A 21,071-nucleotide genomic window follows, 5' to 3' on the forward strand; every position below is an offset into this window, starting at 1 on the left:
TGTTCCCGCCGCGCCGCTCACTCGCCCAACGCGGCGAACTCGCTGAAGTACTGTGCCTTCTTCTGCAGAATCAGCTGGGCGAGGAAGTTCGGGTCGTAAGCGCGATGAAGATGCGCGTGGAACCGCTCGATGTAAGCGGTGATGCGGGCAGACTCGCTATTGAACTCGCTGAGGACGTCGAGCGTCGCGTGGTCCCAGCGAAAGCGCAGGCCAAGATCGCTGAACGCCGCGTTATAGGCGCTCAGGTGCGGATCGTTGGAATGGTCGGCGCCAACGCGTGCCGTGCGCGCGCTGACATGAGTCGCAACCGAAGCGTGGTTCATGATCGGCCTCCTGGGCTGACAAGTGATGGAACTCGCTTGCAGCATAGAAGTACTGAACGATTTGCAATAGTTAAAGTTTTATTGGATCTCCATAGCCTATCGCTTATAGACGCTCAATTCCTTCACACGAGTGATCTTTTCGATGAGGCTCGCGCCTTCTTCCATCAGGAAACGCTTGAAGGCCACGGCAACTGGCGGCAGGCGCTTGTTCTTGCGATGAACCACGTACCAGTTGAGCATGACGGGAAAGCTCTCGACGTCGAGCACGACGAGGTGGCCGAGTTGCAACTCGAGGCTGATCGTATGTGCAGACAGGAAGGCGATGCCCATGCCTGCAATCACCGCCTGCTTGATGGTCTCGGTGCTTTTGATCTCCATTGCAATCTTCAGATTGGAAATGCGGCCGGCGAAGCCTTCTTCCATCGAATTCCAAGTGTCGGAGCCGCGCTCACGGACGATAAAGGCTTCGTTTGCCAACTGGCTGAACCGGATGTTGCGCTTGTTGGCGAGAGGATGCGTGGGCGCTGCCACGATCACGTAAGGGTGCGGCGCGAACGGCTCGTTCGTGGCGTCCATTTCGTGCGGCGGACGCACCATGACCGCAAGGTCTGTCTGGTTGGTCGCGAGCTGATGCAGAAGTTCTTCGCGATTGTGCACTGCAAGGTTCAGCACGACGCCCGCATAGCGCCGCGTGAATTCGGCCAGCAGCCGCGGAAAGAAGTAGTCGCCGGCGCTGATCACCGCGACATTCAGCTTGCCGCCGGACACGCCCTTCAACTGGCTCATCGCTTCGTCCACTTCGTGGAACTGCTGAATGATCGAGCGGCTGTAGTGCAGCATTTCAGTGCCGGCCGGCGTGAGGTAGATCTTCTTGCCGAGTTGTTCGAACAGCGGCAGGCCGGCGTGCTCCTCGAGCTGACGCACCTGGGTGGAGACCGCGGGCTGGGTGAGATGCAGCTCTTCGGCGGCGCGCGAAAAGCTCAGGTGGCGCGCCACAGTCTCGAACACCTTCAACTGACGCAGCGTGGCATTGCGCATCGTCATGGCCGATGTATAAGCAAATGTGAATCAACATAATAACAAACTTTAATTATTAGTAATTCAGCAATGACCCTAGCATGAGTTGGTCAACCAAAGAAAAGCTGGCGCAACACTCGGGTTAACGCTTGGATCAAGGCGTGGCGGGACTGAGGGGCAGGCTGGCGGAAAAAGAAGAAGAAAAGCGGATTAGTCGGAATTAAGAACTTCCAAAGGCGTTGAATAAATGCCTTTAAAGGAAGCGCTTTAAAAGCTATTAAACATTCCCGGATTGACAAGGCCTTCCGGGTCATAACGATAAGGTGGGACGCATACAGCACGGCCGGTTGGCCGGCTGCACTAAATAATTGCGGAGACAAGGCACATGGACGATATCACTCAACAGACCACGGCCCGCGTATTCTGGGCGAACCGTTGGTGGCAGCTCGTCATCGGCATGGTGTGCATGGCGTTGGTGGCGAACCTGCAGTACGCATGGACGTTGTTCGTCGCGCCGATGGACGCGCGGCATCACTGGGGCCAGGCCTCGATTCAACTGGCGTTTGCCATTTTTATCCTCACCGAAACGTGGCTCGTGCCGCTGGAAGGCTGGCTCGTCGACAAGTTCGGTCCACGGCCGGTGGTGGCGGGCGGCGCAGTGTGCGCGGGTGTCGCGTGGGTGATGAACTCGTACGCGACCACCTTGCCCATGCTTTACGTTTCCGCGGTGATCGCAGGCATTGGAGCGGGCGGCGTGTACGGCACGTGCGTCGGCAATGCGCTGAAATGGTTTCCGGACCGGCGCGGTCTCGCAGCGGGCCTCACGGCCGCCGGCTTCGGCGCGGGTGCGGCGGTCACTGTGATTCCCATTGCAAACATGATTACGCGCTCCGGCTATGAGCACACGTTCTTCTTTTTCGGCGTCCTGCAAGGCGTCGCGATTCTGCTGCTCGCCATGCTGCTCGTCAAACCAGTTTTGCGTCAGCATACGCCGGCAAAGAAGAAGTTCTCCGTGTCGAAGGTCGACCTCACGCCTGGCCAGATGATCAAGACACCGGTGTTCTGGGTGATCTACGTGTCGTTCGTCGCGGTGGCAGCGGGTGGTCTCATGGCCACCGCGCAGATCGGGCCGATTGCCAAAGACTGGGGCCTCGCGCGCATTCCCATGACGATCTTCGGTGTCACGCTGCCGCTGCTCACCGCCACGCTCTCCATCGACAACGTCTGCAACGGCTTCACACGTCCGCTGTGCGGTTTCATCTCCGACAAGATCGGCCGTGAGAACACGATGTTCCTGATCTTCATCGGCGAAGGACTCGCGTTGCTCGGCATGATGGAATACGGCACGAACCCGTATGCGTTCATGACGTTCGCCGCATTGATCTTCCTCTTCTGGGGCGAGATTTTCTCGATCTTCCCGGCGATCTGCGCGGACACGTTCGGCAGCAAGTATGCGGCGGCGAACGCGGGCACGCTGTACACCGCGAAGGGCACGGCCTCGCTGCTGGTCCCGATTGCATCGGTGCTGTCGGCGACCGGCGGATGGAGCCTCGTGTTCACCGTGTCCGCGGTAATCACGATTGCCGCCGGCGTGTCAGCGAAGTTCATTCTCGCGCCGATGCGCTCCCGTTGGATTCACTCTCAGGACGAGCCGCAAGCGGGCGTGCTGGCCGTCGCCGGCAATGGCAAGGCCTCGCGCCTGAGCCACTGGCCCGAGCAAACCGGCGAGTAGGCCGGCAAGCCGCTCGCACCCCGGCCATGACGTCATGAACGTTTCGCTGCAGCAACTCAAGGTGTTTGTCGCCGTAGCGCGTGAACGCAGCTTCACGCGTGCGGCGCGCGAGCTCGATCTGACGCAGTCCGCAGTGAGCCGCTGCGTGCGCGAGCTGGAAGATGCGGTCGAACTGAAGCTGTTCGACCGCACGACGCGCCAGGTTGAACTGACGCATGCGGGCGCGAGCCTCGAAAGAAGAATTGGCCGCCTGCTCGATGAAATCGATCTGACCTTGCGTGAAGAGCGGGCCGCGTATGAAGGGCACCGCGGCGTGGTGGTGCTGGCGAGCAATCCCGTGCTCTCGTCGAGTTGGGTTGCGCAGGGGCTCGCGCGTTGCGCCTGCGCTTTTCCGGAACTGCTCGTCAGCGTGGAGGACCAGGCGCAAAGCGGCGTGCTGGCGAGCGTCGAGCACGGCGAGGTGGATTTCGGCGTGGTCTCGCTGGCCGAGCCTCTTGCCAATGATCAGTTGCATGCGCAACTGGTTTTCACCACGCCTCTGCACGCGGTCATGCCGTCGACGCACCCGCTTGCCCGCCACGCGAGCGTCGCGTGGGACGCGTTGCACGACTGGTCGCTCGTCACCCTGAACGCCGACGCCGGCGTGCGCGCGGCACTCGAACGCGCCTTCAGTGTGAACGGTTTGAAACGTCGGCCGGTGCAGGAGTTTGGGCACGTCGCGGCGGTGCTGCGCATGGTCGAACTCGGGCTCGGTGTCGGCGTGCTGCCTGTGGACTCGCATTGGCCTACTGTCGGCGAATCGCTCGTGAGCCGGCCGCTTGTGCCCGAGGTGACCCTGGCCACGCTGCTCGTGCATCGCCGCAACCGCTCGCTCAGGCCGAATGCCGCGGCTGCATGGGCGCAGTTTGCGGAGCACACTGGAGCGTCTTCGAGTGGTGGTGCGAGCGTTGACCTGGAGCCGGCCGCAGGTCCAAAGCTCGCTGCGGACGTCGCGTCGAATGCAGTGTCCCGCGAATCCTCACGTCCGGTGCTCGCGCGCAGCGGCGCGGCGCTTCACGAGCCCTAGCGGCGCACAGCCCTTGCCCGCGCCGGCCTTCCCCAGGCCGGCTTGCCGCAATCAGCCCACGCAACATCCCATGCAAGGAGATTCATGATGACCGACCTCGTGAGCCATGACCTGTTGATCGACGGCAAGCGCTTGCCGCCGGGCACAGGCGAGTATTCCGTCGACATCAATCCCGCCACCGAAGAACCGGTTGCCCGTGTTGCGCAGGGCAGCGCCGCCGACGTCGACACGGCCGTGCGCGCTGCGCGCGCAGCGCTGAAAGTGTGGAACGGCATCAAGGCGGCCGAGCGCGGCCGCATCCTGGCTCGACTTGCCGGCCTCATGCGTGCGAATATCGAGGAGCTAGCTGCGCTTGAAAGTCTGGATGCAGGCAAGCCAATTGCCGCTGTCATGCGCCAGGACATTCCGGCTGCGATCGACACGCTCGAGTACTACGCGGGCTGGTGCGACAAGATCAACGGCCAGGTGGTGCCGGTTCGCCCCGACGCGTTGACTTACACGATCCGCGAACCGGTCGGCGTGGTCGCAGCCATCGTGCCGTGGAATTTCCCGTTGATGATCGGCATGTGGAAAATCGCGCCGGCGCTCGCGTGCGGCTGCACGCTGATCGTCAAGCCCGCGGAGATCACGCCGCTCACCGCATTGAGGATCGGCGAACTCGCGCTCGAAGCGGGCCTGCCGCCGGGAGTCCTGAATATCGTCACCGGCAAGGGGCGCGTGGTGGGCGACGCGCTCGTCGCGCATCCCGGCGTGGACAAGGTCACGTTTACCGGCTCTCCTTCGGTGGGGCGCGGCATTTTGCAAGGCGCGGCGGGCAACTTCAAGCGCGTAACGCTGGAGCTGGGCGGCAAATCGGCGAACCTGATTTTCCCCGATGCGAACCTCGACAACGCAGTGCGAGCCGCAGCGTCGGGCATCTTTTTCAACACGGGGCAGGTGTGCTCGGCGGGCTCGCGCATTCTCGCGCATCGCGATGTCTACGACGAAGTGGTGGAGCGGCTTGCCGCGCGTGCCAAGTCGATCAAGGTGGGCGACCCGTCGCTGCGCGAAACGTCGATGGGGCCGCTCATCTCCGCCGCGCAGATGAAAACCGTGCTGGGTTATGTCGAGGCGGGCCGCTCGGAAGGCGCGTCTCTGGTCGCGGGCGGCGCGCGCGTCGGCGAGCGCGGCTTCTTCGTCGAGCCTACGGTGTTTGCCAACGTCGAACACGAAATGCGTATTTCGCAGGAGGAAATCTTCGGACCGGTTGCAAGCGTGATCCGTTTCAACGACGAAGCCGACGCAATACGCATTGCCAACGGCACGCTGTATAGCCTCGCGGCCGGCGTGTGGAGCGCGGACATTGGCCGCGTACATCGCGTGGCGCGAGACCTTCGGGCGGGCACCGTCTGGATCAATACCTACGGCTATACGGACGTGCGCCTGCCGTGGGGCGGTTCCGGCGATTCCGGTTTTGGCCGCGAACACGGCGATGTGGCGATTGAAAACTTCACGGAGCCGAAGGCGGTCTGGCTCGCGATCGACCAATGATCGTGCGACCAATGACAGTGCGGTATCCGCGCAAATGAAAAAGGATCGGACGTCGTCCGATCCTTTTTCATTCATACCGCGGCTCGTGTCCTGAACGCGATCCCGTTCAGGCGCCCTGCAGGGCCATGCGCTCGCGCAGCTTGACGAGCGCGAGCACCACGTCGATGGTCGGCGTCGGCTCGTTGACAAGACGCCCCATCTCCTGCACGACGGTCAGAAGCGGGTCGATTTCCATCGGCCGGCGGTTTTCCAGGTCCACCAGCGTCGACGTTTTATGTGCGCCGACCGCACCGGCGCCGTCGATGCGCTTTTCGACATCGACACGGAAATGCACGCCGAACTGATCGGCGATGCGCTTGGCTTCGAGCATCATCGTGCGTGATACGGCGCGCGTGCCCGGATCGCTCGTGAGCACGTCGAGCGTGGCGTGCGTGAGCGCGCTAATCGGGTTGAAGCACAGATTGCCCCACAGCTTCAGCCAGATCTCGTCGCGGATGTTGTCGCGAATCGGCGCCTCGAAACCTGCCGCCTGCATGATGTCGTGAAATTGCTGGATGCGTGGCGTGCGTTCGCCGCTTGGCTCGCCGATCGGAAACTTCTTGCCGTACACGTGCTTGATGACGCCAGGCTCAACGATTTCGGCCGCAGGATAAAGCACGCAGCCAATTGCGCGCTCGGGGCCGAGCTTCGTCCATTGACTGCCGTCCGGGTCGACGCTTGCGAGCCGCGTGCCGGCGAACTTCCCGCCGTGCTGGTAGAAGTACCAATAAGGAATGCCGTTCACGCCGGTCACGATGGCCGTGTGCTTGCCGAGCAGCGGTTGCATGGAGTCGACCACGCCAGGCAGCGAGTGCGCCTTCAACGTGATGATCACGAGGTCCTGCACGCCAAGCTCGCTCGGGTCCGACGTGCAGCGCACCGGAGCGCTAAGCGTCTCGCCGTCCATGATCAGACGGGCGCCATGCTCTCGCATGGCCGCCAGATGCGCGCCGCGCGCGATGAAACTTACGTCGGCGCCGGCGCGTGCCAGTTGCACGCCCATCAAACCGCCTATCGCTCCCGCTCCGAAGATGCAGATCTTCATGATGCCGCTCCTGTGACTATGAGAAGTCGCTTGCCCATACCGCGTGTCGCCGAGCACGGCGGCGGGTCATTGATCGAGCATAGGGGCGCCGCGTCTATAGCGATAGTTAAAGTTTCTCGGGGAGTGCATTAGCGATTGCTTATGGACGTGACCGAAGCGCCTCTTTGAGCGCCACGCATTTACGTCCGCCGCACCAGCAGAAAGCTGACGCCGATGGCCGCGAGAAACGCGCCGCAGCAGCGATTGAACCAGCGTCTCACGTGAGCGCGCACAAGCCATTTGCCCAGATGCATGCCGGCCCACGAATACAGCGCAATGGCCACACATTCGAGCGCCAGAAAGCTGGCTCCGAGCGCAGCGAATTGCGGCAGCATGGGCCGCGAAACGTCGACGAACTGCGGCAGAAATGCCGTGAATACCAGGATCGCCTTTGGGTTGCCGGCGGCGACGAGAAACTCCTGCCGCGCTATCCTCGCGAGCGATGCCGACTCTTCGTGCATGGTGTCGATGGCGGGCGCGTCGCTGCGCCACAATTGAATGGCGAGCCAGATCAGGTAAGCGGCGCCGGCGAGTTTGATGGTCAGAAAGAACCACTCGGACGCGTGGAGCACGACCGCGAGGCCCGTCGCCGCCAGCACGATCATCGCGGCGAACGCAACGAGCCGCCCGCTGCCGCCGAGGAACGCAGTCGTGAAGCCGTGCCGCGCGGCCACGTTGATCGACAGGAGATTGTTCGGCCCAGGTGCGAGATTGATGGCAAAGCAGGCGGGGAGAAAGAAGAGCCAGGCGGTCGTGGACATGGGTGCCTCGCGGGGTGTGCGTTGATGGGCGCCGGCGTGGGCGGGGCGCGCACGCGAAAAAACAGCAGCGACGGGCCGCAGCGACAGGCAGCAGGGCGATGCGCTGCTGCCGATTGTAGCGAAACGGTGGCCGTGCCTCGGCGGGTATCCGCGCGAGAGCGCGGCGCCTTGCGTTGCCTAATTCACTGCCTTGATGAATCCGGCGTCCTGCACCAGTGCGTCGACGCTCAGTTTCACAGTGTCCTCGATGGCAATGGTGTTGCTGGTGAATTTCGGCGACTTGCGTTTCACGGTCTTGGTGGTCGAGAACACGACCTGTTGCGTGGACGCGTCTGTGACTACGTAGCGTATCTGCAGGGTCCAGAGGGCCGGCGAGCGAACGTCGTCTACGCTGAATTTTTCAATGCGGCCGCTCAGCACCTTGCGCTTATCGTCGAGGTGAAGGCCCACCACCTTGAGGCGGTTCGCCACGCTTTCGCGCACTGCGTCCCTGACCTCGGTTTTCAGCACCACGCCGGTCATGGCCGTGTTTTCGATGCGGTTCGGCGACACGCGCCCGTCGAGCGCCGGCATGTACGCGAACTCGCGGGCGGGCGCGACGCTCAGCGAGCCCGCGGGCACCCCTGCGGCGCGCGGCGAACTGCTGCTGTTCAGCCCGAACCATGACCAGGAGCAGGCGGACAGCAGCAACGGCAACGCGATCACGCTGCAGCCCTTGAGCACCGTATTTTTTCGGGACGCCGCTGTGCGCGCGGCTTCGGGCGCCAGTTGCGACAGATGCGACAGATGCGAACCGTGCGGCGCCGATTCGGGCGCTACGCGGGAACAAGCGGCGGTCGAGATCAGAGGAGTGGCCCTTTAAATGGTGATACATGCCAAGGAGAACAGCATGGTAACAGTGCCCACCCGCAACCCATCTCCTAAATGGATATCAGACCGACGACATCAAAGAAAGCCCGCTTTGCCTTGCGTCATATCGACCAATGCGCGCCGTGCGTCGTCGAGCATATTGACCGGCAGACGGATCGTCATTGTCACGAGCATGCCATGCGTGGTATCGGCGAGCGCGTAGCCTTGCGCTTCGATCCAGCGCCGCACTTTTGCTTCGTCCGCGTAGCCGACTTCGACGACGAGCGAGCCCTGGGCAATCCGTTCGACGCGCGGGGCGTCCAGCAGCGCGGAGGCGATGGCGTCGGTGTACGCGCGCACGAGGCCGCCCGCGCCGAGCTTCACGCCGCCGTAATAGCGCACCACGGCGGCCAGCACGCCGTCCAGGTCGTGATGCCGCAGCACTTCCAGAATCGGCCGGCCGGCCGTGCCGGAGGGCTCGCCGTCGTCGGACATGCCCGATTGGCCGCCTGCCAGCAGCGCCCAGCACACGTGCGTCGCGGCCGGATGCTCGTCGCGCAGGCGGCGCAGTTCGTCCATCGCGGCGTCGCGATCCTCCACGGGTATCGCATACGCAATGAACCGGCTCTTGCGAACCTCGAGTTCGTGAGTGTGCCGCGTCGACAACGTGTAAGTCACTTGAATTCCGCTCGCTAGCCTGGCATGAAAGAGTTCGCCGCCCTGTTCGGGCGCCGCCCCGAATCATAGCGAGTTTGCCACGTGGTCTCTTCTATAAGCGAGGTACACTTTGCAGACCATAAACGGACGACCGCCAGATAATCGGAGACACCATGGACAGCATGCTCGAGTTATCCACTTTAGGCACCTTCGTTGCCGTCGTGCTCGGCCTTTTTCTGATTCCGGGGCCTGCCGTGCTGCTGGTTTTGACGCGCACGGTGCATGGCGGACGCAAAGCCGGCATTTTCACGGGGCTGGGCATTGCCGTCGGCGACTTCGTTCACACGCTCGGCGCGGCAGTCGGCCTCTCAGCATTGCTGATGACTTCGGCGCTCGCATTCAACGCGGTCAAGTGGATCGGCGCGCTGTATCTCGTCTATCTCGGCATTCGGGCATTACGCGAAAAACCGGCGAGCGGCGATATGCCCGCGAGCGCGCCGGTGTCCGCGTCCAAAGCCTTCTTTCAGGCCATTCCCGCCGAAGTGCTCAACCCCAAAACAGCGCTCTTCTTTCTCGCCTTTCTGCCGCAGTTCGTGCACCCCGAGCACGGTTCGACGTTTCTCCAGTTCACGGTGCTCGGGCTGATTTTCGTCGGCATGAGCGCGCTTTACACCACTTTGATCGTGTTGACGATCCGCCCGCTCGGCAGACTCGTCAAGCGCCTCACGTGGCTTCGCCGGTGGCAGAACAAGATTATTGGCGTGCTGTTTATCTCGCTCGGGCTGCGCGTAGCGACGCAAACGCGCTGAACCCTCGGCCTGCCTGTATGTAGTTCAGTTCAGCGCGAGGCCGATCGAGGCCGCCATGACCATGATGGCAAGACACGCGGCGACAAGCAGGTCGTACGGGTAACGCATCATGCTTCCATCTGGGTTGGGGCCGCAAAGACTCTTATCATAGGCAAGGTTTTGCTGTTCGACTGTCAGACATTGCAAGAGAGAAGAGATGAATGACGCCACCGCTTCGCCGGTTGCGCCCGCGCGCGACATGGAGTTCTGGTTCGACTTCGGCAGCAATTACAGCTACCTGAGCGTGATGCGGATCGAGGCCGAGGCCGCGGCGCGAGGCGTGCGCGTTCTGTGGCGGCCGTTTCTGCTCGGGCCGATTTTTCGCGCGCTCGGCTACGAGAACTCTCCGTTTGTGCTGCAGAAGGAGAAGGGCGCTTACGTCTGGAAGGATATGGAACGCCAGTGCCGCAAGTACGGCCTTGCGTTGACGCGCCCGAGCGTTTTTCCGCGCGCCGCGTTACTTGCGTTGCGCGTGGCGTTGCTCGGCGCGCAGCGTGAGTGGATCGCCGCGTATTGCCGCGAGATCATGCAGCAGAATTTCGTGCATGACCGCGATATCGGTTCAGTGGAAGTGGTGAGCGAAGCGCTTGCGAAACTCGGTTTGCCCGCGCAGCAGATCATTGCCGAGGCGCAGACCGACGCGAACAAGCTGCGTCTGCGGCAACAGACAGAAACTGCTGCGGCAAAAGGTATTTTCGGCGCGCCTACGTTCTTTGTCGGCAACGAAATGTTCTGGGGCAACGACCGCCTCGACGACGCGCTCGACTTCTGCTATTCGTCGCCCCGCTGACAGAAGCGCCGGCCAGGCACATGCGAGACGACGGCCTGCGCGATCTGCAACGGCGTGCTCTCCGCGGGCACCACGCGGCGGCTGGCTTCCGGCGTGTGCTTCATGGTCCATTCGACGAGCCGGTACGAACGTCCCCAAGGCGGCTGCAACGGGTCCGAGACCTTGCATGAGTGAATCTGCCGCACCCAGTCGTTGTCGGGCATGGCGCGCAGATGTTCGAATACCGCGTTCTCAACCATGATTTGACCTCCTTCTTTCCGCAGGCATGCAGCCTGTCTCTTGACGCATCGGCAAACACCGCTGAAAAAAACGCCGCCGATGATCTGGCGGCTCAACAGGGGATGTTGAACCGCATGGTTACAGCAAAGAATTAAGCGAGACTTAAGAGCCGCCAAATCTTTGCGTGGCCGCTTGCTGTGCGTTTTCCTCAAGACGCCGCTAAAAGGGCCGTTATAAAAGTCACCGACCTCGTTCGAGTTCCGGGCCACGAGCCCGCACCGCTGAATACTGCCGATAACGTGATCTATCCTGCCCCAACGCCGCTTTCCGAGCGTCTGCGCTCGCTCGTCGATACCGTGCAGCACAACGAACGCACGCTGCGCCGCTTTCAGGACGTCGAACTGCGCTTGATCGGCGCGCAGGACTTCGTGTCGTTTCTCGACACGTTGTTCGGCCACTTGCCGCGCGAGTTCTCGCTGTCGGCGGTCTCGCTATGGCTCGACGAACGCGCGCCCATGCTGCTGGAACTGCTCGAGCCCGCCGCACTGCGCGCCATGGACCGTCCGAATCTGAAGACCTCGCGCGAAGCACGCATGGTTGCACAGTGCCTATGCGAAGGCGGGCAACCGTGGCTTGGCCGGCCACGCGAACTGGACGAGGCGTCGCGCCGGGCATTTTTCGGCGACGCGCAAGTTCCGGCGAGCGCGATTCTCCTGCCGCTTGCCGCCGGTCATACCGTGAGCGGTTATCTGTGCCTTGGCAGCGACGACGCAAACCGTTTCGCGCAAGGCATGGCGACCGACATTCTCGAGCGTTTTGCGAGCATCGTGACCGCGAGCCTCGACAACGTCTCGCATCGCGAACGGCTCAAGCAGTTGGGCATGACCGACCCGCTAACGGGACTGTCCAACCGCCGCTATTTCGACGAGCGTCTGCGCGAAGAACTGATGCGTGCGGCGCGTTATGGCGTGCCGCTCGCCTGTCTTTTTATCGACGTCGACAGTTTCAAGCGGATCAACGACACCTACGGACATCAGACAGGCGACCGCGCGCTGGCCGCGGTGGCGGCGTGCGTGCGACAGCAGGTGCGGCTCGGCGACACGGTGGCGCGCTATGGCGGCGAAGAGTTCGCCGCACTGGTGCAAGGCGACCGTGCGGACGCGCAGACGGTAGCCGAGCGGGTTCGTCTGGCGGTCGAAAAACTGCATCTGCTCGACGACGACGGCGAACGCATTGCGTTGACCGTGTCGATCGGCGTGGCGGCCCGTACGGTGAGCGGCTCGCCGGCCGAAGCGGTGGCGCTGGGCCGCGGCATGATCGACGAGGCCGACCGCGCGATGTATCAGGCCAAGCACAACGGGCGCAACCGCGTGGAGGCGCTGCTCGGCGAGACGGCGCGCGGTTGATGGTGTGCTGAGCGTGGCGTGTGGATGGGCCGGGCCGCCCGCGTGAGCACGCATGACCGCAGGCGCGGCGGCACGCCGGAAGGCTGCAAGATGCGCGTTGTGACAGCACCGGCAGGTCGCGCGTCAGCAGCGCACACGCTTTCCCTCACGCATCCGGCGGCACGCCCAGCAATTGCAGGGCGCCGCCGGTCACCGCGCTGAAAACTGGTCCGGCCACTGTGCCGCCGTAAAACGCCTTGCCGGCGGGGTCGTCGATCATCACGGCGACGATCAGGCGTGGATCGCTCATCGGCGCCATGCCGACGAACAGCGCGCGGTAGCGGTTTTTCGCGTAGCTCGTGCCAACCTGCTTGCGCGCGGTGCCGGTCTTGCCGCCGACGCGATAGCCTTCCACCGCCGCCGCACGCCCTGTGCCGCCGTCGCCGGTGGCCATTTCCAGCATAGAGCGGATCGCGCGTGCGGTGGCCGGCGTGGTGACCGCGTGCCGGCCCTGCGCGACGGCCGCCGCATTGGGGTCCTCGCGCACGAGGCGCACAGGGTGCATCGTGCCGTCGCCGGCATACGCGGTGTAGATCTGCGCGATCTGCAACAGCGATGCCGAGAGGCCGTAGCCGTAAGCCATCGTCGCCTGCTCGATGGGACGCCAGCGTTTGTACGGGCGCATCTTGCCGGATGCCACACCCGGAAAGGTCAGCTCGGGCCGCACGCCAAGGCCGTATTCCTGATATTTGGCCCAGATTTTTTCAGCCGGCAGATTCAGCGCCAGCTTGGCGAGCGCGATATTGCTCGACTTCTGCACGGCCTCGGCAACCGTCATGACGCCATGATTCGAGGTGTCGTGGATCACCGCGGGGCCGATCTTGTACCAGCCCGGCGCGGTGTCGATCGCGCTTTGCGGCCGCACCTTGCCCTCGTCGATGGAAAGCGCGACGACTACCGGCTTGATCGTCGAACCCGGCTCGAAGGTGTCGACCACCGCGCGATTGCGCAACTGCCGGCCGGTCAGGCGCGCGCGATCGTTCGGGTCGAAGCTCGGATAGTTGGCGAGCGCGAGAATTTCGCCGTTGCGCGCGTCGAGCACCACCACGCTGCCCGCTTCTGCGCGGTGCTTCGCGATTGCTTCCTTCAATTGCCCATACGCGAGCTGCTGGATGCGCCGGTCGATCGTCAAATGAATCGTTTCGCCGTTCTGCGCGGGCACGAGCGGCCGCGTTTCCGATACCACGCGGCCCAGCCTGTCACGAATCACTTCGCGATGGCCGGGCACGCCTAGCAACTGTTCGTTCGCGGCGAGTTCGACGCCTTCCTGACCGTTGTCCTCGATGTCGGTGAATCCGACGACGTGAGCCGCCGACTCGCCTTCCGGATAAAAGCGCTTCGAATCGGCGATCTGCGTGATGCCCGCAAGTCCGAGTTTCGACAGATGCCCGGCCGTCTCCGCATCCACCTGACGCTTGAGCAGCACGAAGGTCTTGTCGCCATTCAGACGGCGGCGCAGTTCCGCGAGCGGCAAGTCCAGCAGCTTCGACAGCGGCGGCAACGCGGCTTCGTCGAGCAGCTTTGGCGAAGCCCAGATCTCGTAGGTCGCGAGGCTCACGGCGAGCATCGAACCATTGCGGTCGACAATGCGCCCGCGCGTTGCGTCGAGCTCGATGGTGCGCTGGTAGCGCTTTTGCCCCTGGTCCACGTAGAAGTCGCGATTGAACACCTGAACCCAGAACGCACGCCCGGCAAGCGCGGCAAAGGCGGCGAACACCAGCACTACGATGAGCCTGGAGCGCCACATCGGCAGGCGCGCGACCAGCAACTGGTTCTTCGCGACCGGCGCGTAAGGATCGCGTGGCTGGGATTTTTTCTTCTGGATCATGGATGAATAAACTGCGGGTTAGCTTGCGGCACGGCTCATTGTAATGAGAACGTAATCTGTATGCGAGATTACTGCAAGCCAACTCGCGCGACAGGCGCAAAAAAGCCGCGCGGACTTTTACGTCCGCGCGGCTCGTTTTGCTTCATCGATGCGTCGATTTTGACGCGGGATTTTCAAGGGACGCTCACCGCCTGTCGAGCGCTTTTTATTCGTGGGCCTTCACTGGTAGAGCTTCGGCCGTACGGCTTCACGCATACGACTTCGCACGTACCACTTCACGCAGGCAGCGCGAAGCTCGAGATCGCTTCGCGCAACACACCCACCTGGTCCTTCAGCGAATGCGCGGCGGCGGCCGCCTGCTCGACGAGCGCGGCGTTCTGCTGGGTGACCTGATCCATTTCGCCGACCGCGCGATTCACCTGCTCGATGCCTGCGCTCTGCTCGCGCGACGCGTTGCTGATTTCCTCGAGAATTTCATTCACGCGACGCACCGACTGCACGATTTCGCCCATCGTGGAGCCCGCGTTCGAAACCAGCGACGCGCCGGCTTCCACGGTGCTGGTGGAGGTTTCGATCAGCGCCTTGATTTCCTTCGCGGCCGTGGCCGAGCGTTGCGCGAGGCTGCGCACTTCGGCGGCGACCACGGCGAAGCCGCGTCCCTGTTCGCCCGCGCGGGCTGCTTCCACCGCCGCGTTCAGCGCGAGGATGTTGGTCTGGAAGGCAATGCCGTCGATTACGCCGATGATGTCGCCGATCTGCCGCGAGCTCGTCGTGATCTCGCCCATCGTGCGCACCACGTCGTCCACGACGCGGCTGCCGCGCGTGGCGACGTCGGCGGCCTGACCCGCGAGTTGCGCCGCCTGTTGCGCGCTGTCCGCGTTCTGCTTCACGTTGACCGTCATCTGATCCATGCTCGATGCTGTCTGAACCAGTGCGGCGGCCTGTTCCTCCGTGCGTTGCGACAGATCGGTATTGCCGGCGGCAATTTCGCTTGCCCCGATGTTGATGTTCTCCGTCCCCATGCGCACTCGCGAAACGGTGTCGACCAGACCAGCCTGCATGCTCTGCAACGCATGCAGCAGGCTGCCGGCGTCGTTTTCCTTCACCGGCACGCGTACTGCGAGATTGCCGCGCGCCATCAGTTGCGCGTGCTCGACGGCTACTTCCAGGTCGCCGCCGAGCGAGCGGCGCACGCTGCGCAGCACCAGCACCATGATGGCCGTGGCAATCGCACCGAGCGCAACGGTGATGGCGAGCCAGCGCGACAGGCTCGCGTAGAACGCGCGCTGCACGTCGTCCATGTACATGCCGGTGACGACATACCAGTCCCACGGCTGGAAGTGCAGCGAATAGCTGGTCTTGGCCACGGGTTTGTCGCTGCCGGGCTTGGCCCACAGATAGTCGACAAAGCCGCCGCCTTCGCGCTTGCCCGCTGTCACGATGTCGGTGAACAGATGGTTGCCCGCGGGGTCCGTGAACTGCCCCATGTTCTTGCCGAGCAGCTCTTTCTTGAACGGATGCATCAGCATGACGGGCTGCGAGTCGTTCACGGAGATGTAGCCGTCCTTGCCGTAGCGCATTGATTCGAGCGTGGCGAGCGCCTGCTTCTTCGCTTCGTCTTCCGTGAGGGCGTGCTGTTGCGCCAACGCGTAGTAACGGCCGACGACGTGATTCGCCTGGTCGATCAGCGCGGTGAGCTGGTCGCGCCGGTCGGCGATCATCGACGCACGGCTTTGCCACGCGCCGAAGCCGCCGATCAGGATCAGGCCAAACCAGAGAACAGCGATCATTGAGGCCAGTTTTTTGTTCAGAGTCATGGCAAGGGGTCGTGCTTGGCAAAAAGGTCTATCGGATGGGCCGGTGCTGCTGACTTGTTTAACGGCAGCTTTCAGGTGGTTCCTGAGGCAGGGGAAACCCCTGCTGGCACGGGTTTCGTCTGACTAAAACGACACTGCGCGGCTCTCCGTTGAGCACGCGCGATTAATCGCGTTGATTCGACGTGGGAATTGACGGGATTTATTTCTTTTGTTTCCCGGAGGTGAAATCGAATGGCGATTTTGTGTGGTGAGTTTCGTTAAACGCGCTTTGGCCTAAACCGAAAACGATCAGGGCGGTCAGTCGGCCTCATCCGTGTTCGAGCGGGCGCTCGGCGCCCGCCTGACCGCCAGCCGATATCGCATTGGCGACTCGGTAAGAAGTCTGCAAAGCGCCAACCGGTTCCAGATGACCTGCGGCGCGTCTTTCTGCAAAAAATGACACATTTCTCCACTTAATCGCACGCCAGAAAAAGCCTACCGCTGCCAATGACGAATAAATGAAAATTCCGCTATAGTCGCCATTTTCCAGACGCCAATCGGGCAAAAAGAGCGCCAAGTAGCCCGCAGTAGGCCGCCACCAGGAGTGCATAAAATGAACGCCCGCGAACCCGCTTTTGTTTCCGCTTCACGCAGCGCACGCCTGCGCCAGATGCTCGTCAGCAACGAACTCGAATTCATGATGGAAGCCCATAACGGCCTTTCCGCGCGCATCGTCCGCGAGGCCGGCTTCAAGGCAATCTGGGGCTCGGGGCTCGCGATCTCCGCGCAATTCGGCGTGCGCGACAACAACGAAGCGAGCTGGACCCAGGTGGTCGACAACCTCGAATTCATGGCCGACGCGAGCGACCTGCCGATCCTGCTCGACGGCGACACCGGCTACGGCAACTTCAACAACGTGCGCCGTCTGGTGCGCAAGCTCGAGCAGCGCGGCATTGCCGGCGTGTGCATCGAAGACAAGCAGTTTCCGAAAACCAATAGCTTCATCAACGGCGAGGCGCAGCCGCTTGCCGACATCGACGAATTCTGCGGCAAGATCAAGGCCGGCAAAGATTCGCAGTCGGACGAGAATTTTTCGATTGTCGCGCGCGTGGAAGCGCTGATCGCGGGCTGGGGCATGGAAGAGGCGTTGCGCCGCGCGGAAGCCTACCGCCGCGCCGGTGCGGACGCCATCCTGATTCACAGCAAGCTCTCGCGCCCCGACGAAATTCTGGAGTTCGCGCGCGAATGGGCCGGCCGCGCGCCGCTCGTCATCGTGCCGACCAAGTACTACAGCACGCCGACAGAAGTGTTTCGCGAAGCCGGCATCAGCACCGTGATCTGGGCGAACCATCTGATTCGCGCGGCGACCTCTGCCATGCAGGCGGTGGCGCGCGAGATCCACACGAGCGAAACGCTCGTGAACGTCGAAGACCGCATCGCGGCCGTCAACGAAATTTTCCGCTTGCAGGACGCCGACGAATATTCGGAAGCCGAAGACCGCTATCTGTCGAGCGGCCGGGCGGCGGGCGCCGCCGTCGTGCTCGCGGCGAGCCGCGGCAAGGGCCTCGAGGCCGTCACGCAAGACCGCCCGAAAGTCATGCTGCCGGTGGCCGGCAAGCCGCTGTTGCGCTGGCTCGTCGACGCATTCAAGAAGCAGGGCGTCAATGACATCACGGTGGTGGGCGGTTATCGCGCCGATGCGATCGACACGGCCGGCATCAAGCTGGTCGTCAACGACAGGCATGCGGAGACGGGCGAACTCGCGTCGCTCGCGTGCGCGCTCGACAAGCTCTCGGGCGACACCGTGATTTCCTACGGCGATCTGCTGTTCCGCAGCTACATTCTGCGCGATCTGGTGGAGAGCGAAGCGGCGTTCAGCGTGGTGGTGGATTCTTCGCTGACCGATGCGGAAAACGCGAGCGTGCGCGACTTCGCGTGGTGCTCGGCCGCCGACGACCGAGGTCTCTTCGGCAACAAGGTCGTGCTGCGTCATGTATCGAGCGGGCACGAGGCGTCGTCGGCGATTGCTGCACAAACGCCGCATGGCCGCTGGGTCGGTCTTCTGAACGTGCGCGGCGCAGGCCGCGAGCGTCTGCAAACCGTGATGCGCGAGCTGCAGGCGCGCGCCGATTTCGCGTCGCTCGACATGCCTGCGCTGCTGAATGCGCTGATCGAAGCCGGTGAGTCCATCGAGGTGCAGTACGTGCACGGCCACTGGCGCGGCGTCAACGATCTGGAAGACTTCCGCCGTGCGGGAGACTTCGCGCACGGGCAGACGCCGCTCGCGGCGTCCGTCGGCGGTGCGGCCGCTGACGCAGCGAACGGAGCGGCGCAATGATCGAAGCAGCACAGTTTGTCGAGGCGGCGCGCGAACGCGGCTTCGACTGGTATGCCGGCGTGCCGTGCTCGTACCTGACGCCGTTCATCAACTATGTGCTGCAGGACGAGTCGCTGCATTACGTGTCGGCGGCCAATGAAGGCGACGCCGTCGCGCTGATCGCGGGCGTCGCGCTCGGCGCCCGTAATGGGCGCCGCGGCATCACCATGATGCAAAACTCCGGGCTCGGCAACGCGGTGAGCCCGCTCACCTCGCTCACGTGGACTTTCCGTCTGCCGCAACTGCTGATCGTCACGTGGCGCGGTCAGCCGGGCGTCGCCGACGAACCGCAGCACGCGCTGATGGGCCCCGTTACGCCCACCATGCTCGACACGATGGAAATTCCCTGGGAGACCTTTCCGACGCAAGCCGAGGCGGTCGGCCCGGCATTGGATCGCGCCATCGCCCATATGGACAAAACCGGTCGTCCGTATGCGCTCGTCATGCAAAAGGGCAGCGTCGCGCCGTACGAACTGAAGGCGAGCCCCGCCGGCGCGCGGCGCGTGCCGGCGGCCGCGCGTTCACAGTTCGGCAGCGTGGCCGCGAGCGATCTGGCGTCGCGTCACGACGCGCTGAAAAAAGTGATTGCGCATACGCCGCTCGAGTCGACCGTGGTGCTTGCGTCGACCGGTTTTTGCGGCCGCGAGCTTTACGCTATCGACGACCGTCCGAACCAGCTCTACATGGTCGGCTCGATGGGCTGCGTGACGCCGTTCGCGCTCGGCCTCGCGCTCGCGCGTCCGGACCTGCATGTGGTGGCGCTCGACGGCGACGGCGCCGCGCTCATGCGCATGGGCGCGTTTGCGACGCTCGGCGCTTATGGTCCGTCGAACCTCACGCACGTGCTGCTCGACAACGGCGCGCACGACTCCACGGGCGGCCAGGCGACGGTGTCGCCGCAAGTCTCGTTCGCGGGCGTGGCGGCGGCGTGCGGCTATGCGTCCGCGGTGGAAAGCGACGATCCGGCCGTGCTCGACCAACTGTTCGAATCCGCGCCGCTGGAAGGCCCACGCTTCGCGCGCCTTGCGATTCGTCGTGGCACGCCGGACGGCTTGCCGCGTCCCACCATCACTCCGCCCGATGTGAAAGCGCGCCTGATGCGCCACATTGGCGCCGGCTGAAGCCACACAAAGGAAGCGCCTCATGCTGCTGCTCAATCCCGGCCCGGTGACGCTCACCGAACGCGTCCGCAATAGCCTGTTGCAGACCGACCTGTGCCACCGCGAAAGCGAGTTCTTCGATCTGCAGGAAGAGGCGCGCACGCGTCTCGTCGATCTGTACGGTCTCGACGCCAGCGAGTGGCAGGCCGTACTGATGACAGGCTCGGGCACGGCCGCCGTGGAAAGCATGACGGCCGCGCTGGTGCCGCAGAACGGCAAATTGCTGGTGGTGGAAAACGGCGTGTATGGCGAGCGCATTGCGCAGATCGCCGCGCAATACGGCATCGCGCACGAAACGCTCAAGCATGAGTGGATGCAGGCGCCGGATCTCGCGAAGATCGCGGAACGCCTCGACGCGGACAAGGCGTTCACGCACGTTGCGGTGATTCATCACGAAACGACCACGGGGCGTCTGAACGACCTTGCAGCGCTCGGTGCGTTGTGCCGCGCGCGCGGCCTGCGCCTGCTGGTGGACGGCGTGAGCAGCTTCGGTGCCGAAGCAATCGACTTCGCCGACACGAGTCTCGATGCCGTGGCCGCGACCGCCAACAAGTGTCTGCACGGCGTGCCTGGCGCATCGTTCGTGCTGGTGCGCCGCGCGGCGCTAGCCCAGGCGGCGAGCCGCACTTACTACCTGGACCTGGGCAGGCTCGCCCGTCTGCAGGATCAGCGCAATACGCCGTTCACGCCGTCGGTGCATGCGTACTACGCGCTCGTCGAGGCACTGCGCGAAATCGCCGACGAAGGCGGCTGGCGCGCGCGCCACGCCCGCTATGCCGCGCTCGCCGAACAGGTGCGCGCGGGGTTGGCCGAGCGCGGCATCGGCAGCGTGCTGGCGCCGCAGGAGTCGTCGGTCGTGCTGCGCGCGTACCGGCTGCCGAACGGCGTCAGCTACCCGCAATTGCACGATGCGCTGAAAGCGCGCGGCTTCGTCATCTATGCGGGGCAGGGCGGACTATCGGCGCAACTGTTCCGTATCTCGACGATGGGCAACATTCACGCCGCCGACATCGACCGCCTGTTGCAGGGCTTCGCCGAACTCACGAGCTGATTGCGGCGCTGGCCTCCGCTTGATGCGACCGGCGGGCGCTAATCATTGCGCCCGCGATCGCGCCGGCACGGTTCGCACCGGCGCGAACTTGCATGCACTCGATGCGCGTTGCACGGCGGATGTCTCCCGTGCGGCTAGTAGCTGATGCAACTGATGCGGCTGATGTAGCTATTGCCTGCTAGCGTTTGCCGCTTCGCTTGCAACGGTTGACGTAGCGGCGTCGTGCGGCCGGCCGTTCACACCGGATCTTTGTCCGGCGGCCCTTCGGGGCGCTGCGGCTCCTCGGTGTGATGGCCGGGCGACGGCGGCGTCAGCGGATCGCCTTCCGGATCGCGCGTGGGGTCGGCGTTGGGGTCGGGAATCGGGCTCGTATGCATGTCGAAGCTCATTGCATCACCTGTGTTGAAAACTGTGCGGGGCGGCGCGTGCCGTTCACTTCAAGCGTAGACGGTTTTTCCTGGGGTTTCCGGCGCGCGTGAACTGTGCGCCGTGCCATTGC

At 63.5% G+C, this 21,071-nt stretch carries 19 protein-coding genes; 9 read left to right on the forward strand and 10 right to left on the reverse strand.

Annotated elements, in window-relative coordinates; translation table 11 throughout:
- Positions 1-17: 17 nt before the first annotated feature.
- Positions 18-323: a hypothetical protein gene (locus F757_RS0100170; protein WP_027209585.1), complete on the reverse strand. Its 306-nt coding sequence runs from the start codon at positions 321-323 to the stop codon at positions 18-20.
- Between the two features lie 96 nt (positions 324-419).
- A complete protein-coding gene (locus tag F757_RS0100175; protein ID WP_027209586.1) occupies positions 420-1,367 on the reverse strand; it encodes a LysR family transcriptional regulator in 948 nt (315 codons plus the stop codon).
- 358 nt (positions 1,368-1,725) lie between these two features.
- On the opposite strand from F757_RS0100175, the gene oxlT reads away from it, so the two are divergent.
- From oxlT to F757_RS0100190, 3 genes are all read left to right on the forward strand, one after another.
- Positions 1,726-3,072 carry an oxalate/formate MFS antiporter gene (gene oxlT, locus F757_RS0100180; RefSeq protein WP_027209587.1) on the forward strand — a complete coding sequence of 449 codons (1,347 nt, stop codon included), beginning with the start codon at positions 1,726-1,728 and terminating at the stop codon, positions 3,070-3,072.
- 34 nt (positions 3,073-3,106) lie between these two features.
- Positions 3,107-4,138: a LysR family transcriptional regulator gene (locus tag F757_RS0100185; protein ID WP_027209588.1), complete on the forward strand. Its 1,032-nt coding sequence runs from the start codon at positions 3,107-3,109 to the stop codon at positions 4,136-4,138.
- 87 nt (positions 4,139-4,225) lie between these two features.
- Positions 4,226-5,668 carry an aldehyde dehydrogenase family protein gene (locus F757_RS0100190; protein ID WP_156923480.1) on the forward strand — a complete coding sequence of 481 codons (1,443 nt, stop codon included), beginning with the start codon at positions 4,226-4,228 and terminating at the stop codon, positions 5,666-5,668.
- A gap of 106 nt (positions 5,669-5,774) precedes the next feature.
- Here the strand turns inward: F757_RS0100190 and F757_RS0100195 are convergent, their stop codons facing one another.
- The 4 genes from F757_RS0100195 to F757_RS0100210 all read right to left on the reverse strand — a co-directional run bounded on the left by F757_RS0100195 (position 5,775) and on the right by F757_RS0100210 (position 9,079).
- Positions 5,775-6,752 carry a 2-dehydropantoate 2-reductase gene (locus tag F757_RS0100195; protein ID WP_027209590.1) on the reverse strand — a complete coding sequence of 326 codons (978 nt, stop codon included), beginning with the start codon at positions 6,750-6,752 and terminating at the stop codon, positions 5,775-5,777.
- Between the two features lie 179 nt (positions 6,753-6,931).
- Positions 6,932-7,552 (reverse strand): LysE family translocator, encoded by a 621-nt coding sequence (locus F757_RS0100200; protein ID WP_027209591.1) that lies wholly within the window; start codon positions 7,550-7,552, stop codon positions 6,932-6,934.
- A 177-nt stretch (positions 7,553-7,729) separates the two neighbouring features.
- On the reverse strand, positions 7,730-8,275 hold the full coding sequence (locus tag F757_RS0100205; protein WP_027209592.1) for a hypothetical protein: 546 nt from the start codon (positions 8,273-8,275) through the stop codon (positions 7,730-7,732).
- 222 nt (positions 8,276-8,497) lie between these two features.
- The gene (locus tag F757_RS0100210; RefSeq protein ID WP_027209593.1) at positions 8,498-9,079 is read right to left on the reverse strand and encodes an IMPACT family protein; all 582 of its coding nucleotides are present in this window, start codon (positions 9,077-9,079) and stop codon (positions 8,498-8,500) included.
- A 161-nt stretch (positions 9,080-9,240) separates the two neighbouring features.
- On the opposite strand from F757_RS0100210, the gene F757_RS0100215 reads away from it, so the two are divergent.
- Both F757_RS0100215 and F757_RS0100225 read left to right on the forward strand, forming a co-directional pair.
- On the forward strand, positions 9,241-9,867 hold the full coding sequence (locus tag F757_RS0100215) for a LysE family translocator (RefSeq protein WP_027209594.1): 627 nt from the start codon (positions 9,241-9,243) through the stop codon (positions 9,865-9,867).
- Between the two features lie 196 nt (positions 9,868-10,063).
- The gene (locus F757_RS0100225) at positions 10,064-10,696 is read left to right on the forward strand and encodes a 2-hydroxychromene-2-carboxylate isomerase (protein WP_027209595.1); all 633 of its coding nucleotides are present in this window, start codon (positions 10,064-10,066) and stop codon (positions 10,694-10,696) included.
- Here F757_RS0100225 and F757_RS0100230 read toward each other — a convergent pair.
- A complete protein-coding gene (locus F757_RS0100230) occupies positions 10,678-10,935 on the reverse strand; it encodes a DUF2866 domain-containing protein (RefSeq protein ID WP_027209596.1) in 258 nt (85 codons plus the stop codon). The two genes, F757_RS0100225 and F757_RS0100230, sit on opposite strands and share 19 nt — an antisense overlap.
- Before the next feature lie 279 nt (positions 10,936-11,214).
- Between F757_RS0100230 and F757_RS0100235 the strand changes: the two genes are divergently transcribed.
- On the forward strand, positions 11,215-12,321 hold the full coding sequence (locus F757_RS0100235; RefSeq protein WP_027209597.1) for a GGDEF domain-containing protein: 1,107 nt from the start codon (positions 11,215-11,217) through the stop codon (positions 12,319-12,321).
- Positions 12,322-12,466: 145 nt separating this feature from the next.
- On the opposite strand, the gene F757_RS0100240 is transcribed toward F757_RS0100235, so the two are convergent.
- Positions 12,467-14,188: a peptidoglycan D,D-transpeptidase FtsI family protein gene (locus F757_RS0100240; RefSeq protein ID WP_027209598.1), complete on the reverse strand. Its 1,722-nt coding sequence runs from the start codon at positions 14,186-14,188 to the stop codon at positions 12,467-12,469.
- Positions 14,189-14,463: 275 nt separating this feature from the next.
- A complete protein-coding gene (locus F757_RS0100245; protein ID WP_027209599.1) occupies positions 14,464-16,005 on the reverse strand; it encodes a methyl-accepting chemotaxis protein in 1,542 nt (513 codons plus the stop codon).
- Between the two features lie 592 nt (positions 16,006-16,597).
- Between F757_RS0100245 and aepX the strand changes: the two genes are divergently transcribed.
- The 3 genes from aepX to F757_RS0100265 are packed head-to-tail and all read left to right on the forward strand — an operon-like array spanning position 16,598 to position 20,572.
- A complete protein-coding gene (gene aepX / locus F757_RS0100255) occupies positions 16,598-18,322 on the forward strand; it encodes a phosphoenolpyruvate mutase (RefSeq protein WP_027209601.1) in 1,725 nt (574 codons plus the stop codon).
- Positions 18,319-19,482: a phosphonopyruvate decarboxylase gene (gene aepY / locus F757_RS0100260; protein ID WP_027209602.1), complete on the forward strand. Its 1,164-nt coding sequence runs from the start codon at positions 18,319-18,321 to the stop codon at positions 19,480-19,482. The genes aepX and aepY overlap by 4 nt, the downstream gene beginning before the upstream one ends.
- Positions 19,483-19,504: 22 nt before the next feature.
- Positions 19,505-20,572, forward strand: coding sequence for a 2-aminoethylphosphonate aminotransferase (locus F757_RS0100265; RefSeq protein WP_027209603.1), 1,068 nt, complete (start codon positions 19,505-19,507; stop codon positions 20,570-20,572).
- 236 nt (positions 20,573-20,808) lie between these two features.
- Here the strand turns inward: F757_RS0100265 and F757_RS36015 are convergent, their stop codons facing one another.
- Positions 20,809-20,961: a hypothetical protein gene (locus F757_RS36015; protein WP_013341745.1), complete on the reverse strand. Its 153-nt coding sequence runs from the start codon at positions 20,959-20,961 to the stop codon at positions 20,809-20,811.
- Between the last annotated feature and the right edge of the window lie 110 nt (positions 20,962-21,071).

It is taken from the genome of Burkholderia sp. WSM2232 (assembly GCF_000472545.1).
Taxonomy (GTDB): domain Bacteria; phylum Pseudomonadota; class Gammaproteobacteria; order Burkholderiales; family Burkholderiaceae; genus Paraburkholderia.